The sequence below is a fragment of the Serratia sp. CY82433 genome (genome assembly GCF_052166535.1).
GTDB classification, from domain to species: Bacteria; Pseudomonadota; Gammaproteobacteria; order Enterobacterales; family Enterobacteriaceae; genus Serratia; species Serratia sarumanii.
The window spans coordinates 83,853-98,724 of record NZ_JBJNOR010000006.1 but is presented as its reverse complement, the minus strand read 5'-3'; the positions used below and the strand labels follow the sequence as shown (position 1 = coordinate 98,724).

Annotated in this window: 12 protein-coding genes; 4 read left to right on the top strand and 8 right to left on the bottom strand. The window is 61.2% G+C overall.

What is annotated here, in order from left to right:
• Positions 1–26: 26 nt before the first annotated feature.
• Genes ACJ8PI_RS21325 through iolD form a run of 3 tightly spaced genes read right to left on the bottom strand, consistent with a single transcriptional unit; the run spans position 27 to position 3,941 of the window.
• Positions 27–911, bottom strand: a complete 885-nt coding sequence (locus ACJ8PI_RS21325; protein ID WP_060388430.1) for a sugar phosphate isomerase/epimerase family protein — start codon at positions 909–911, stop codon at positions 27–29.
• Positions 912–951: 40 nt separating this feature from the next.
• Entirely contained in the window at positions 952–1,965 is a 1,014-nt protein-coding gene (locus tag ACJ8PI_RS21320) for a Gfo/Idh/MocA family protein (RefSeq protein WP_033649354.1), read from the bottom strand.
• Between the two features lie 35 nt (positions 1,966–2,000).
• Complete coding sequence (gene iolD / locus ACJ8PI_RS21315) at positions 2,001–3,941, bottom strand: 3D-(3,5/4)-trihydroxycyclohexane-1,2-dione acylhydrolase (decyclizing) (RefSeq protein ID WP_164134871.1); 1,941 nt, start codon at positions 3,939–3,941, stop codon at positions 2,001–2,003.
• A gap of 545 nt (positions 3,942–4,486) precedes the next feature.
• Here iolD and ACJ8PI_RS21310 point away from each other — a divergent pair.
• Together ACJ8PI_RS21310 and ACJ8PI_RS21305 are read left to right on the top strand one after the other, a co-directional pair.
• A complete protein-coding gene (locus ACJ8PI_RS21310; RefSeq protein ID WP_164134872.1) occupies positions 4,487–6,418 on the top strand; it encodes a bifunctional 5-dehydro-2-deoxygluconokinase/5-dehydro-2-deoxyphosphogluconate aldolase in 1,932 nt (643 codons plus the stop codon).
• Positions 6,419–6,621: 203 nt separating this feature from the next.
• Positions 6,622–7,458 carry a MurR/RpiR family transcriptional regulator gene (locus ACJ8PI_RS21305; RefSeq protein ID WP_004930856.1) on the top strand — a complete coding sequence of 279 codons (837 nt, stop codon included), beginning with the start codon at positions 6,622–6,624 and terminating at the stop codon, positions 7,456–7,458.
• A gap of 38 nt (positions 7,459–7,496) precedes the next feature.
• On the opposite strand, the gene iolB is transcribed toward ACJ8PI_RS21305, so the two are convergent.
• Together iolB and ACJ8PI_RS21295 are read right to left on the bottom strand one after the other, a co-directional pair.
• Positions 7,497–8,318 (bottom strand): 5-deoxy-glucuronate isomerase, encoded by an 822-nt coding sequence (iolB, locus tag ACJ8PI_RS21300; protein WP_033636349.1) that lies wholly within the window; start codon positions 8,316–8,318, stop codon positions 7,497–7,499.
• Positions 8,319–8,395: 77 nt separating this feature from the next.
• Entirely contained in the window at positions 8,396–9,901 is a 1,506-nt protein-coding gene (locus tag ACJ8PI_RS21295; protein WP_164134873.1) for a CoA-acylating methylmalonate-semialdehyde dehydrogenase, read from the bottom strand.
• A 556-nt stretch (positions 9,902–10,457) separates the two neighbouring features.
• On the opposite strand from ACJ8PI_RS21295, the gene ACJ8PI_RS21290 reads away from it, so the two are divergent.
• The gene (locus tag ACJ8PI_RS21290; protein ID WP_033636350.1) at positions 10,458–11,900 is read left to right on the top strand and encodes a sugar porter family MFS transporter; all 1,443 of its coding nucleotides are present in this window, start codon (positions 10,458–10,460) and stop codon (positions 11,898–11,900) included.
• 32 nt (positions 11,901–11,932) lie between these two features.
• Positions 11,933–12,769, top strand: a complete 837-nt coding sequence (locus ACJ8PI_RS21285) for a TIM barrel protein (RefSeq protein WP_049213034.1) — start codon at positions 11,933–11,935, stop codon at positions 12,767–12,769.
• A gap of 36 nt (positions 12,770–12,805) precedes the next feature.
• Here the strand turns inward: ACJ8PI_RS21285 and fetB are convergent, their stop codons facing one another.
• The 3 genes from fetB to ACJ8PI_RS21270 all read right to left on the bottom strand — a co-directional run bounded on the left by fetB (position 12,806) and on the right by ACJ8PI_RS21270 (position 14,721).
• Positions 12,806–13,579: an iron efflux ABC transporter permease subunit FetB gene (gene fetB, locus ACJ8PI_RS21280; protein ID WP_033636352.1), complete on the bottom strand. Its 774-nt coding sequence runs from the start codon at positions 13,577–13,579 to the stop codon at positions 12,806–12,808.
• The gene (gene fetA / locus ACJ8PI_RS21275; RefSeq protein WP_164134874.1) at positions 13,566–14,243 is read right to left on the bottom strand and encodes an iron efflux ABC transporter ATP-binding subunit FetA; all 678 of its coding nucleotides are present in this window, start codon (positions 14,241–14,243) and stop codon (positions 13,566–13,568) included. Before fetA ends, fetB begins: the two co-directional genes overlap by 14 nt.
• Positions 14,244–14,433: 190 nt before the next feature.
• A complete protein-coding gene (locus ACJ8PI_RS21270; RefSeq protein ID WP_033649362.1) occupies positions 14,434–14,721 on the bottom strand; it encodes a FaeA/PapI family transcriptional regulator in 288 nt (95 codons plus the stop codon).
• Between the last annotated feature and the right edge of the window lie 151 nt (positions 14,722–14,872).

Genomic DNA, 14,872 nt, shown 5'->3' with positions numbered 1-14,872 from the left:
AAACGCCGCCGGCGAGCCGAATAAGATTATTTACCCAACAGCTCTCTTTCGATGCGCTCTCTGGTCGCCACCGCCTGGCTCGGCATCTTTTCCGGGTAGCCGAACAGCGAAGTGCAGATGATCGATTCGCCGCCGACCTTGAAGCTGCGGTTGGCAAACTCCATGTCGCGCAGCGTCTGGAACAGGGCGTCGAAATTCACCTCGCCTTCGCCGATGCCGACGTGCTGGTGCACCGCTGCGTCTACCCCCGGCGGGTTGACGATATAGCGGCAATGCTTGGTGTGGTTCATGGTGTCGGCAATCAGCACGTGGGAAAGATCGTCCCCGGCGTACTGCAGCATGCCGGCCACGTCGCCCTGCCCCTTGTCGTAGTAGAAGGTGTGCGGCACGCTGTAGAGGTATTTGACGTGATCGCTGCGCAGCGATTTCACCAGATCGGCGGTTTCGTTGCTCAGCTCACAGAAGTCCCACGGGTGCGACTGGATCTCCATACGAATGCCCTCGCGCTCGACGATCGGCAGCAGCTCCTCCATCGAGCGATACCACAGCTCCTCGCAGATCTCCGGTTCGTTGGGGTTGCCCGCCAGTTCGGTGTTGATCACCTGCACGCCCATTTCCACCGCGATTTCGATCATCCGCCGCCAGTTTTTGACCGCCGCCAGGCGGCGATCCTCCCCCGGCCCGGACCAGCGGTACACCACGATAAATGAGGAGATCTCCACGCCGGTCGCTTTCAGGGCGTTTTTATACTCCGCCATGATTTCGCGGCTGGCCTTCGGATGCTTGTAAAACGGGTTGATCTGCGGGTGCGGTGACTGCTCGATGTATTTGTAGCCCCAGTCCGCCACCTGTTGAACCATTTTGGTGACGCCCAAATCCCGTATAACGTCGACATCAAAAGCGATCTTCATGGTCACTCCTCTGCAATCGTGGGTAGGTGGTGCAAGCCGGTTATTTGTTGTAAAACGCCGGGCGCGCCGGCAGGGTCACCGGCACGATTTCGCCGCTGAGCTGGGCCGCCACGCAGGCGTCGGCGGTCACCGCGGCGGCGTAGCCGTCCCAGGCGGAAGGCCCGGTCAACTTGCCCGCGGCCACGTCGTTGATGAAGCCCTGTAGCTCAACGTCATAAGCGTCGATAAAACGATCCTTCCAGTCGGTCAGAATTTCGGTCGACAGGCGGGCGCCGCTGCGCATCTGCACCGAAGACGGCTCCGGCAGTTTGGCGATGCCGGTTTCCCCTACCACTTCACACTGAATGTCGTAGCCGTACTGGCAGTTGACGAAGATTTCGACGTCAATGCGCGTGCCTTTAGCGGTTTCGAACAGCACAATCTGCGGATCTTTCAGGTGTGGGAACGCCTTCGGGCTCTTGCGCGGGAACACCACCTGCACCGACACATAGTCGTCGTCGAGCAGCCAGCGCAGCACGTCGATTTCGTGGATCAGGGTGTCAGTGATCGCCATATCGGTGGTGTAGGCCTCGCCGACCGTCGGGTTGCGGTGCGCGCAGTGCAGCATCAGCGGCTCGCCGATCTGGCCGCTGGTCAGCACCTGTTTCAGCGCGCGATAGCCCTGGTCATAGGGGCGCATAAAGCCGACCTGCACCAGCCGTTTGCCGTGCTTCGCTTCGGCATCGACGATGTTTTTGCAGCCCTGCGCGGTCACCGCCAGCGGCTTCTCGCAGAACACCGGTTTGCCGGCGGCGATGGCCGCCAGCACGAACTCTTCGTGGCTCGGCCCCCAGGAAGTCACCAGCACCGCCTGCACGTCGGCGGCCTTAATCAGATCGTGGCCGTTGTCATACACCCGCGCATCCAGCTGCAGATCGCTCACCACCTTGGCGGCGTTGTCGCGGTTGATGTCATTCACCGCCACCACCCGTGCGCCCTGCAACACTTTGCTGCAGCGACGGATATGATCGCGGCCGATGGCGCCGGTGCCGATAACCCCAATGTTCAATGTCATTTTCGCTACCCTCGAGATTTATGTATGAAAACGAATCAGTAATCGCGCGCCTTATCGATGTTTTCCTGCAGCTTGCGCGCCACTGCGACGATTTTCTCGCTGTCGGCCACCTGAGCGCCGCCCACGCGCCACCAGCTGAGATACTTGTGCACCATGGTCTTCGGCAGCACCTTGATGTCCAGCAGCGTGGACACGGTCTGCCTGCGGGCGTCGGCCAGCGCATCGAGCAGCTGCTGCTCGGTGGTGACGCGATAGGTTTTGCAACCGTAAGCCGCCGCCAGCATGGCGAAATCGACCGGCACCAGTTTGCCGTCGAGCTTGCCGCCCTGTGGATTACGGAAGCGGAATTCGGTGGTGTAGCTGTCCATGCCGTGTTCCATCTGCAGGTTGTTGATGCAGCCGTTGGTCATGTTGTCGAACAGCATCACGTTGATCTTGCAGCCTTCCTGAATCGAAGTGACCAGTTCGGAATGCAGCATCATGAAGGCGCCGTCGCCCACCATCGCGTACACCTCGCGCTGCGGCTCGGCCAGCTTGACCCCCAATGCGGCGTTCACCTCATACCCCATGCAGGAGTAACCGTACTCCACGTGATAACCGTGCTCGCCGCGGTTGTGCCACACCCGCTGCAAATCGCCCGGCAGGCTGCCGGCGGCGGCGACGATCACACTGTCCGCCGGCAGCTCGCGGTTCAGCACCCCCAGCACCCGGCTCTGGGTCAGCGCGGAATCGGTCTGGGCGATAAATTCGGCGAACACCCGCTCGCGATCGAGGTGATCGTCTATCTCCGGCACAAAGCCTGCGCCGCCGTATTCCACCGCGTAAACGCGCTCGGTCTCTTCACGCTGGGCGCTGCGCGCCGCGGCGATGGCGTCGCCCCAGCCGGCGCGGTACTCGGCCTGCGCCAGCAGCGCGCCCAGTTCGCTCAGGGCCTCGCGGGCGTCCGCCAGCACCTGCACGCCGTCGAGCTTGCCGGCGTCAAAGGCGCTGACGTTGATATTGAGGAAGCTGACGTCCGGATTTTGGAACAGCCATTTGGACGAGGTGGTGAAATCGGTGTAACGGGTGCCGACGCCGATCACCAGATCGGCCTGACGAGCCAGCGTATTGGCCGCCAGGCAGCCGGTTTCGCCAATGCCGCCAAGGTTGAATTCATGGTCGCTCGGCACCGTGCCTTTGCCGGCCTGGGTTTCGGCGAACGGAATGCCGAAGCGCTCGGCGAATTCGCGCAGCGCCCGCCCGGCCTGCGAGTATTTCACGCCGCCGCCGCACACCAGCAGCGGTTTGCGTTTGGCCGCCAGCAGCGCCAACGCGTCCGCCAACATGCCGTCGGTCGCCGGGCGGCGATCGAGCCGATGCACGCGTTTTTGGAAGAAATAGTCGGGATAGTCGTAGGCTTCACCCTGCACGTCCTGCGGCAGACACAGCGTCACCGCGCCGGTTTCCGCCGGATCGGTCAGCACGCGCATCGCGTTGATGCAGGCGCTCATCAGCTGTTCCGGCCGCACGATGCGGTCCCAGTATTTGCTCACCGCGCGGAACGCGTCGTTGGTGCTGATGCTGAGATCGTAAGACTGCTCGATTTGCTGCAGCACCGGATCCGGCTGGCGGGATGCGTAAACATCGCCCGGCAGCAGTAATAAAGGAATGCGGTTGGCGGTGGCGGTGGCCGCGGCGGTGATCATATTGGCGGCGCCGGGGCCGACCGATGAGGTGCAGGCGCAGATCTGCCGGCGCAGCTTCTGTTTGGCGAAGCCGATCGCCGCATGGGCCATCCCCTGCTCGTTGCGGCCCTGATGCACCCGCAGATCGCCGCTATCCTGCTCCAGCGCTTGCCCCAGCCCCAGCACGTTGCCGTGGCCGAAAATCGCAAAAATGCCCGCGACGAATTTGGTTTCCACGCCGTCGGCCAGCAGATATTGGTTATCGAGGAATCTGACGAGCGCCTGCGCCATGGTTAGCCTGATCTTGCCCATTTACTCACCCTTTAGATTGAGGGCCGCCCCGGAAAGGGCTCGCGCCGAGCCGACAATTCCGTGTTTGTGTTACGCGGCGGCAGCTATTATCTTGAGCAGGCGATGCCCGCTGCTCACGAAGTCGACAACCTGAAACGTGAAGCGATTATAAACAAATATATTTTTCATAAAATCACATTACAGAAGAAACATTTCATTTTGCGATAAAGATCGCATAATGCATGAAAAGCCCGTTTCATCTCGTGATTCAGCCTTCACTGGCTTCGCGCCACGCACCGGCCAATAAAAGCCGTTGGCTCATGGGTTGACCGCCTTTTACCCTGTCATTTCCCCTCTTTTATGCGCGCCCCGGCCCCCCTCCCGTAGCCGTTTCACCGCCTTTTCCCACGCCTCTGTCGATGTTTTAAATGCATCACATTTTTGGGGTGTAAATTTCATTCTATATTGAAATTGAAATTTTCATTCCCCATACTGTCCACATGCTTCCTGCAGGGCGCCACGCTCGGGCCGCCGCCGGAGTTTTGCTTAAACAGAAGGAAACGGGTATGGCTACACAAGAAAAACAGCTTGATGTCATTTGTCTCGGGCGCATCGCCGTCGATTTCTATGCTCAGCAGATCGGCGCGCGGCTGGAAGACGCCGGCACATTCGCCAAGTACCTCGGCGGTTCTTCCGGCAACGTGGCCTACGGCACCGCCATTCAGGGGTTAAAATCCGGCATGCTGGCGCGCGTCGGCGACGAGCACATGGGCCGCTTTCTGCGCGAAGAACTGCAGCGCGTCGGGGCCGATACCCGCTGCCTGATCACCGACAAACAGCGATTAACCGGCCTGGTGATCCTCGGCATCAAGGACCAGGAAACCTTCCCGCTGATCTTCTACCGCGAAAACTGCGCGGACATGGCGCTGACGCCGGACGACATCGATGAGGCCTACATCGCCTGCTCGCGCGCGCTGGCCATCACCGGCACGCACCTGTCGCACCCGAACACCCGCGCCGCGGTGCTGAAGGCGCTGGAATACGCGCGCCGCCACGGCCTGCGCACCGCGCTGGACATCGATTACCGCCCGGTGCTGTGGGGGCTGACGTCGCTGGGCGACGGAGAAACCCGCTTTGTGGAATCGGACCAGGTGACCCGCGAGCTGCAGGAGGTGCTGCACCATTTCGATCTGATCGTCGGCACCGAAGAAGAGTTTCATATCGCCGGCGGCAGCACCGACACGCTGACGGCGCTGAAAAACGTGCGCCGGGCCACGGCGGCCACGCTGGTGTGCAAGCGCGGCGCGCAGGGTTGCTCGGTGTTCGAGGGCGAAATCGCCGATGGCTGGGAACAGGTGAAACTGCACGCCGGCGTGCGGGTTGAGGTGCTGAACGTGCTGGGGGCCGGCGACGCCTTTATGTCCGGCCTGCTGCGTGGCTACCTGAACGATGAGGGCTGGGATCAGGCTTGCCGCTACGCCAACGCCTGCGGCGCGTTGGTGGTCTCGCGCCACGGCTGCGCGCCGGCGATGCCGACCAAACGGGAGCTGGACGACTACCTGCTGCGTGAACGGCAGGTCACGCGCCCGGACCGCGATGCGCGCCTGAACCACCTGCACCGGGTCACCACCCGCAAGCAACAGTGGCCGGAACTGTGCGTCTTCGCCTTCGATCACCGCAAGCAGCTGGCGGACATGGCACGCGAAGCCGGCGTCGGCGAGGAGCGCATTCCGCGCCTGAAAACCCTGCTGCTGACCGCGGCGCAACAGGCCGCCGCGCAGGCCGGCCTCAACGGCAACAGCGGCATTCTGGCCGACACCACCTACGGGCAGGCGGCGTTGAACGAGATCACCGGCCAGGGATGGTGGATCGGCCGGCCGGTAGAGCTGCCCAGTTCGCGCCCGCTGCGCCTGGAGCACGGCAATATCGGCTCGCAATTGATCGACTGGCCGCAGGAGCACGTGGTGAAGTGCCTAGTGTTTTATCACCCGCACGACGCGGCGGAACTGCGTCGCGAGCAGGATGAGCTGATCGCCGACGTCTACCGCGGCTGCTGCAAATCCGGCCACGAGCTGCTGCTGGAAGTGATCCTGCCGGACAACAACCCCGACAAGGACGAACGCCATTACCTGGAGATGATTGAGCACTTCTACCGGTTGGGCATTCAGCCGGACTGGTGGAAACTGCCGCCGCTGAGCGCGGAAAACTGGCGACGGGTCGGTGCGCTGATCGATACCTACGATCCCTACTGCCGCGGCGTGCTGATCCTGGGGCTCGACTCCCCGGAAGCGGTGCTGAAGGCGGGCTTTGCCGCCGCCGCGGATGCGCGCTGGGTGAAGGGTTTCGCCGTCGGCCGCACTATCTTCGGCCAACCTTCGCGCCGCTGGCTGCAGGGGGAAATCGACGACGCCGCCCTGATCGAGCAGGTGAAACAAAAATACCTGACGCTGATCGGTTTCTGGCGCCAGTACCGCCCGCAGGCGGGCGGCGCGCACTGACAGCGAGAGCAGGTTCACGTCCCCTTAAGGCCATTTCGCCGCTTTAAGGGGATTTTTTTGCCTATTTTCTGTGAAGTCGCGCAATGTGCGATCGAATAAATCGCTTTTTGAGGAAATGAAATTTCCGCTCCGTCTGTTAAAATACCCTGTCAATATTTCAGGCGTCAGGCCAATGCGCCTTCACCCCACTGCGAGCCGAATGGATGAACAACCCAACTCAACTTTCGCTGTTACAGGACGAGATCCGCCACCGTTATGAAACGCTGAGCAAGCGTTTGAAGCAGGTGGCGCGCTATATTTTGGATAACAGTAACAGCATCGCTTTCGATACCGTTGCCTCCATCGCCGCACAGGCCAGCGTGCCGCCTTCCACCCTGATCCGTTTCGCCAACGCCTTCGGCTTCAGCGGCTTCAACGAAATGAAGCAGGTGTTCCGTCAGCATCTGATGGAAGAGACGGTGAACTATACCGAGCGCGCGCGCCTGTTCCGCCAAACCTCCACCGACGACAACGTCGCGCCGGAGAAGCCGGCGGAAATTCTCAACGTATTCACCATGGTCAACGCGCAGGCGCTGCAGCAGCTGGCGATGCAGATCGCCCCCGAGCAGCTGGATCGCGCCGTCGAACTGCTCAACAACGCCGAAAACATCTACGTGATCGGCCTGCGCCGTTCGTTCAGCGTCGCCTCCTATCTCACCTATGCGCTGCGCCATCTGGAGCGCCGCGCGTTTCTTATCGACGGCCTGGGCGGCATGTTCACCGAACAGCTGAGCATGGTGAAACCGAAGGACGTGGTGATCGCCATCAGCTATTCGCCGTACGCCCGCGAGGCGGTGGAACTGGTGGAATTGGGCGCCAAGCGCGGCGCGCAGCAGATCGCCATCACCGACAGCCAGGTCAGCCCGCTGGCCGCCTTCAGCGACGTCTGTTTCGTGGTGCGCGAAGCGCAGGTGGACGGGTTCCGTTCGCAGGTGGCCTCGATGTGCCTGGCGCAGACGCTGGCGGTTTCGCTGGCGCTGAATAACGCCCGGGACGAGTAAGGCTGACAAAAAAGCCCGGCAAGCCGGGCCTCAGGCGCTTATTGCGCGGCGGGATAGCCGTCGCCGTTAATCCAGGCGTGGTCTTTTTCCCAGGTGAATTTCCATTGCCGCACCGGCCCGGCCATCACGTTGAGATAATAGTTGTCGTAGCCCGCCAGGGTCGCCACCGGGTGATAACCGCGTGGCACTTTCACTACGTCCCGATTGTAGACCGGCATGCATTCGTCGAGCGTGCGATCGTCGGTATAGACGCGCTGCATGCAGAATCCCTGCTCCGGCTGAATGCGGTGATAATACGTCTCTTCCAGATAGGTTTCGTCCGGTGAGTCTTCCCGATCGTGCTTGTGGCTCGGGTAGGAACTGGTGTTGCCCTCGTCGGTGTAAACCTCCACCACCAGCAGGCTGTCGGCCGGCTCGCTGTCCGGAAGAATGTTGTGCACCAACCGCTGGTTGCGCCCCTTGCCGCGCCGCTCCACGCCGATATCCGCCGGCGTAATCAGCCGTGAAGGCAGGTGGCCGCTGCCGGGCGCGCTGCACACCGCCAGCTCCAGATCGGTTTCTGCCCGCACGTCGATGCGATCGTGGTGCGGCACATACACCGCGTAAGGCGGCGTGCGCTCGAACGGGCTCATGCGTTTGCCGATATGCGGGTATTCGGCGCGCAGCGTGGCGACGGAGGCGATACCGGCCACCAGCACCAGGCACAGCTCCTTGTCACCGCACTCCAGCTGCAGCGACTGCCCGGCGGCCAGGCGATAAACGTCGAAACCGACATAGCGCCACCCGGCATTTTCCGGCGTCACGTGCTGAATACGCCCCTCGGCGTTCGGCGTCTGACATTTGGCAAGCAGTGAAGACATCTCGATTCTCCTGTTAACTCCCCGTGCAAAGGCCGTTGCCCCGAAGGAGCAACGGCCCGCTCATACTTTGCGATGGCTTAACCCAGCGTCGGCATGCTGAATTCGGACACCGTCTGCTGCCCGGCCGGCCAGCGCGCGGTGGCGGTCTTCATGCGCGTGTAGAAGCGCACGCCGTCGGTGCCGTGCACGTTAAGCGCGCCGAACACCGAGCGCTTCCAGCCGCCGAAGCTGTGGAACGCCATCGGCACCGGCACCGGCACGTTGACGCCGACCATCCCGGCCTGCACTTCCTGCACGAACTGGCGCGCGTAGTGGCCGCTGCCGGTAAAGATGGCGCTGCCGTTGCCAAACTCGTGGCCGTTCACCGTGTCGATGGCGGTGCGGTAATCCGGCACCCGCACGATGCCCAGCACCGGCCCGAAGATCTCTTCACGGTAGATGCGCATGTTCGGCTTCACATGGTCGAACAGCGTGCCGCCGACGTAGTAGCCTTCAGGATAGCCTGGCACCTGATAATTGCGGCCGTCGGCCACCAGGGTGGCGCCTTCTTCCACGCCCAGTTCGATGTAGCCCAGCACCTTTTTCTGGTGGGCGGACGACACCAGCGGCCCCATTTCATTCTCTTCGCCGCCCTGCTGCAAGCCCGGCCCGACGCGCAGCTGCGCGATCAGCGGCTTCAGTTTGGCGATCAGTTTATCGGCGGTGTCGTCACCGACCACCACGGCGATCGGCAGCGCCATGCAGCGCTCACCGGCGGAGCCGAACGCGCCGCCCATCAGCGCGTTGACCGTGGCGTCCAGATCGGCGTCCGGCATGACGATCGCCTGGTTCTTCGCCGCGCCGAAGGCCTGCACCCGCTTGCCGTGCGCGCTGGCGGTGGTGTAGATATGTTCCGCCACGGTGGAGGAGCCGACGAAGCTCACCGCCTGAATGCGCGGATCGGTGCACAGCTGCGCCGCGTCTTCATTGGCGCAGTGCACCACGTTGAACACGCCGTCCGGCAGGCCGGCTTCTTTCAGCAGTTCCGCCAGGCGCACCGAGGCGGAAGGCACCAGCGCCGGCGGCTTGAGGATGAAGGTGTTGCCGCAGGCCAGCGCGATAGGGAACATCCACATCGGCACCATCGCCGGGAAGTTGAACGGGGTAATGCCCGCCACCACGCCCAGCGGCTGCATCAGCGAGAAGCTGTCGACGCCGCTGCCGACGTCCGGCGAATACTCGCCCTTGATCAGATGCGGGATGCCGCAGGCGAATTCGACCACTTCCATGCCGCGCGTCAGTTCGCCCAGCGCATCCGAGTACACCTTGCCGTGCTCGCTGACGATAAGCTCGGCCAGCTCGTCGCGGTGCTGTTCCAGCAGCGCCTTGAAATTGAACATGATGCGCGCGCGGCGCAGCGGCGTGGTGCGCGACCAATCGGCAAACGCCCGATGGGCCACGTCGATGGCCTGCTTGACTTCGGCGGCGGTGCTCTGCGTGACGCGCCGCTCAACCTGCCCGCTGGCCGGGTTGTGCACGTCGACGGTTTGATTGCTGCTGCTCAGGCACACCTGCCCGTCAATAAAGTTACCCACGGTTTTCATGTCACGCCCTCTTTTCAAGTCCGCTGTCGCCTGGCCACTCGCCGGCGGCGCGGCGTTAATCGTCCCGCTCGCCAAACCCCGTCGGCAAGCCGGCTACATCCTGACCGGATGCAGCAAACTCTATTTCATTGAAAAAAAAGTTTCAAATAAATTGTTTTGAAAAATTTGTTTTTAGTGCGTGAGGTCGCAATTTTGCGGTGTCGATCGGGTTGGCGCTTTCATTACCGCGCCAGGGAAAGCGCAACGGCGCAGGAGAAACCAGGGGCAATACACACTGACTTTGCTACAGAAAACCCGCACCGCGCCTGCCCTGTCGCCGTTACCGCCCGCCCCCGAACGCCCAAGGCGCCCGGATCGCGCGTGACGGTTTTTTTTGAACTGGATCTAAAAATCAATATTCCATTATTCACTAATTATGAAATAAATGTTCTTGTTTGTTCCAGCATTTATCGACGACATCGCCTTGATGACAGGCACGGTTCACACCCTTCCGCTCGCCCTCTTCCCGATAACCCAACCGTGCGGACGGAAGCCAGGATAAAAATCGGAGCAACACATGTCATATCAGCGTAAGCACAATACCGGCTACATATTGCGAATTTGCGGCATCGCCGCCTTGGGCGGCATTCTGTTCGGCTACGATACCGCCGTGATCTCCGGCGCGATCGAAGCGCTGAAAACCTATTTCAATCTCAGCCCGGCCGAAACCGGTTGGGCGGTCTCCAACGTGGTGATCGGCTGCGTGGTCGGCGCCTTCGCCGCCGGGCCGCTGGCGGCGCGCTGGGGCCGTAAAAAGGCGCTGATGCTGGCGGCGCTGCTGTTCACCGTTTCCGCCGTCGGCGCAGCCTTGGCCCCGACCTTCACCTGGTTCGTCATCTACCGCATCATCGGCGGGCTGGCGGTCGGCATTGCCGCCACCGTGTCGCCGATGTACATGTCGGAAGTGTCGCCGAAGGACATGCGCGGGCGCGCGCTCAGTATGCAGCAGTTCGCCATCGTGTTCGGTCAGATCGTGATTTTCTACGTCAACTTCAAAATCGCCAGCCTCGCCAGCGAAGCCTGGCTGGTGGAAATGGGCTGGCGCTGGATGTTCGCCTCGGGCGTCATCCCCTGCATTCTGTTCTGCATCCTGGTGTTCGTCATTCCTGAGTCGCCGCGCTGGAACGTGATGATGGGCCGCGACGATCAGGCGCTGGCGATGTTGACCAAGGTTTCCAACGCCGCCCACGCGCAGAATCTGCTGAAAGAAATCAAAGACTCGCTGCAGCAGGATCAACAGCAGCGGCATCGGAAGCTGAACTACGGCGATGTGCGGGTGCGTTTCATCCTGTTCGTCGGCTGCATGATCGCCATGCTGCAGCAGGTGACCGGCGTCAACGTGATGATGTACTACGCGCCGGTGGTGCTGAAAACCGTCACCGAAAACGCGCAGGAAGCGCTGTTTCAGACCATCTGGATCGGCGTGCTGCAGCTGGTCGGTTCGGTCATCGGCGCCATGCTGATGGATCGCATGGGCCGCATTCCGCTGATGCGTTACGGCACGCTGGGCGCCATCGCCGGCCTGCTGCTCACCTCATACGCGCTCTACACCCAGGCCACCGGCTATTTCGCGCTGTTCGGCATGCTGTTCTTCATGGTGTTTTATGCGCTGTCCTGGGGCGTCGGCGCCTGGGTGCTGGTGTCGGAAATCTTCCCGAACCGCATGCGCGCGCAGGGGATGAGCATCGCCGTCGGCTGCATGTGGGTCGCTAACTTCGCGGTGTCGCAGTCGTTCCCGATGATCAACGACCACCCTTACCTGTTCTCGCATTTCCACGGCGCCTTCCCGATGTGGATCTTCGCCGCCTGCTGCCTGTTCAGCTACTGGTTCATCGGCCGCTATATTCCGGAAACCAAAGGCGTCTCGCTGGAAAAAATGGAGCAGGTGGTGCTGGCCAAACGCCACCGCCACCCCCTGCCCGACGGCAAGCCGCTGCCGCTGGAAAACGGCAAATCCTGATCTCTCAACCCTGACCGCTGGAGTAATGCCTCATGACCATTGCACTGGACCGCTTCTGCATTAACCGCAAGATCGCGCCGAATCTCGATCTGGACAGTTTTTTCCGCCTGGTGAAACGCTGCGGGCTCAGTAAGGTTGAGCTGCGCAACGATATGCCCAGCGGCAAGGTGACCGACGATCTGAGCGACGCGCAGCTCAATGCGCTCGCTGCGCAATACGGCATCGAGATCGTCACGATCAACGCCATCGGCATGTTCAATCTGATGGACAACCCGGCGGCGCTGCAGCAGCGCGCCGAAGCGTTGCTGGCGCAGGCGCAGGCCATCCACAGCCGGGCGCTGGTGCTGTGCCCACACTGCAGCGCCGATGACACGCGCAGCGAGCAGCAAAAACGCGACGACACCCTCGCCGCGCTGCGGCTGCTGGCGCCGCTGTTTGCCCGCTATGGCGTGCAGGGGTACGTCGAGCCGCTGGGCTTCGGCATCAGCTCGCTGCGATCGTCGCTGCTGACCCAGGCGCTCATCCGCGATTCGGGCGCGCCGTACCGCATCGTGCTCGATACTTTCCACCACTATTTAAGCGGTGTGGCGCAGGCCGACTTCGACGCGCAGATCCAGGTGGCGCAGATCGGCCTGGTGCATCTGTCCGGCGTGGAGGATGGGCGGGATAAAGGCGCGCTGAGCGACGAAGAGCGCATCATGTTGAGCGAGGGCGATCGGCTGGAGAGCCGCCGCCAGGTGCAAAACCTGGAACGCCTGGGCTACACCGGCGTCTATGCCTTCGAGCCCTTCTCTTCGCAGCTGGACAGCTGGAGCGAGGCGGATATCGAACGGGAAATCCGCCAGAGCATCGCCCTGCTGCAAGGGTAAAAAAAACGGCCTCCGCGGAGGCCGTTTTTTATGGCGTTACTTCAGGTTGCCGACCACCAGCTGGTGGCGCGCGTTGTAAAACTTACGGTAGGCCAGATAGCAGGCGATGATGGTCGACAGGCTGGCGGTGGAAAGCAGCATGAAGGTCACCATAATCTGGTATTTGATCGCTTTCACCGGATCGATGCCGGCGAAGATCAGCCCGGACATCATGCCCGGCAGGCTGACCAGCCCAACGGTTTTCGCCGAATCCACGGTCGGGATCAGCGAAGCGCGGATGCTGTCGCGGATCAGCGCCGCCGAAGCGAACTTGGGCGTCGCCCCCAGGCTGAGCATCTCCTGAATCTTCTGCTGTTCGCTTTTGAAACGCTGGCCGAGGTTGGTGTAGCACAATCCCACCGCCACCATGGCGTTACCGGCGATCATCCCGGAGATGGGGATTACCTGCATCGGCGTAAATTCGATGGAACCGGTCAATACCAATACCGCCAACGTCAGCACCGCGCCGGTGGTGATGGCGATAAACGACGTCACGAACGCGTGTTCGACGTACTTGCTGCGTTTCTTGGCGTTGTAGGCCGCGTTAAAGCAGATGAACAGCACCATCAACACGGTGAGCACCGCGTTATCCAGATCGAAAATGTACTTCAGCACGTAGCCGACGATGATCAGCTGCACCACCGCGCGGCAGATGCTCCAGATAATGTCCTTTTCCAGCGCCAGCTTTTCCCGGTGGCTGATCAGAATGGCGACCACCACCAGGATCATCGACAAGCCTAAGGATTCGTTGGTGATGTTATGCTGATTCATGCTGTTGCTCCTGTTGCTCGGCGCCGTGCGCGCGCAGGGTGATCACCTCGTCCGCATGCGCTATCTCTTCGGTATCGTGCGTCACCCACAGCACCGCCAGCCGGTGCTCCGCCACCAGCTGATGCACTATCTCATTGACGTTGCGCTTATTTTCCTCGTCCAGCGCGCTGGTGATCTCATCGAGCAACAGCACCCGGGGCATAAACTGCAGGTTGCGGATCAGGGACACGCGCTGCTTCTCCCCGCCGGACAGCTCATTGATGCTTTTGGTCAGCATCGCCTCCGGCAGCCCGAAACGCGCCAGATCGGCCTGCATTTTTCGTTCATCCGGCGACTGTTGACGGATCTGGTAGGGCAGCGCCAGATTGTCGTAAACCGCATTGCCGAACAGCGCCGGCGTCTGGAAGCAGTAAGAAACCTGTTTGCGATACGCCTCCGGCGACATCTCGGCGATCGCTCGTCCGTCGAAATAGAGGTTTCCGCTGGTCGGATCCATTAAGGAAGAGATGATTTTCAGCAGGGTGCTTTTCCCGCAGCCGGAAGGCCCGGTGATCAGTTTGAACTCGCCTTCACCCAGCGTGAAAGAGACGGAGTCCAGGATCACCTGGTTGTCTATTTGATAATGAATATCATCCAATCTCAGTATGTCTTTCTTTTCCTTCATTACGATGCCGGCTCCCTACACCTGTTCCCGTCTGAGCGATAAGTATATGGCCGCAAAAAACATATTAGCAATGCCTGTGCGGATGGCAGCGAGCGGAGAGGAGGATTGACGGAGCAAAACGCCCCGTCAAATAATAAATTTTACTAATGATTAGCTGTAGGAATAGTCAAAAGCGACCGCCAGGGTCGAATCACTCTTTTTTTATCGCTGCCTGTTCGTCGCAGCTGTACCAGCGTAGAGAATTGTTGATGCTGCGGTGGGTGCAGCGGACCTTGCCCTCCTTTTCCAGCGCCAGCAGCAGGGTGCGGGTGGTATAAATGTTTTCGCCGCATTTATCCGCCAGCTCGCGCGTCTTCGGCCACTGCTCCGGCGGGGGATGCAGGCCCCCGGCCCCTTCCACAAGATCCCGGCACAATCCCCGCAACACATCCAGCATCAGCGATTTTCTACTTTCAAACGTTTTCGGCACCTTGGCCATAGCATTCCTCCTGAGTGGTTACTGCTGAGCCCCCGTTCATGACTGCACGTCAGTGATGCGCAGGGGCATAAATCACGGCGGCGTCCGCGCAAACAACGTTGTTCCGATAAAATAGACCTGGCGCTGTCTATCACCGCGCGAATGAATATTT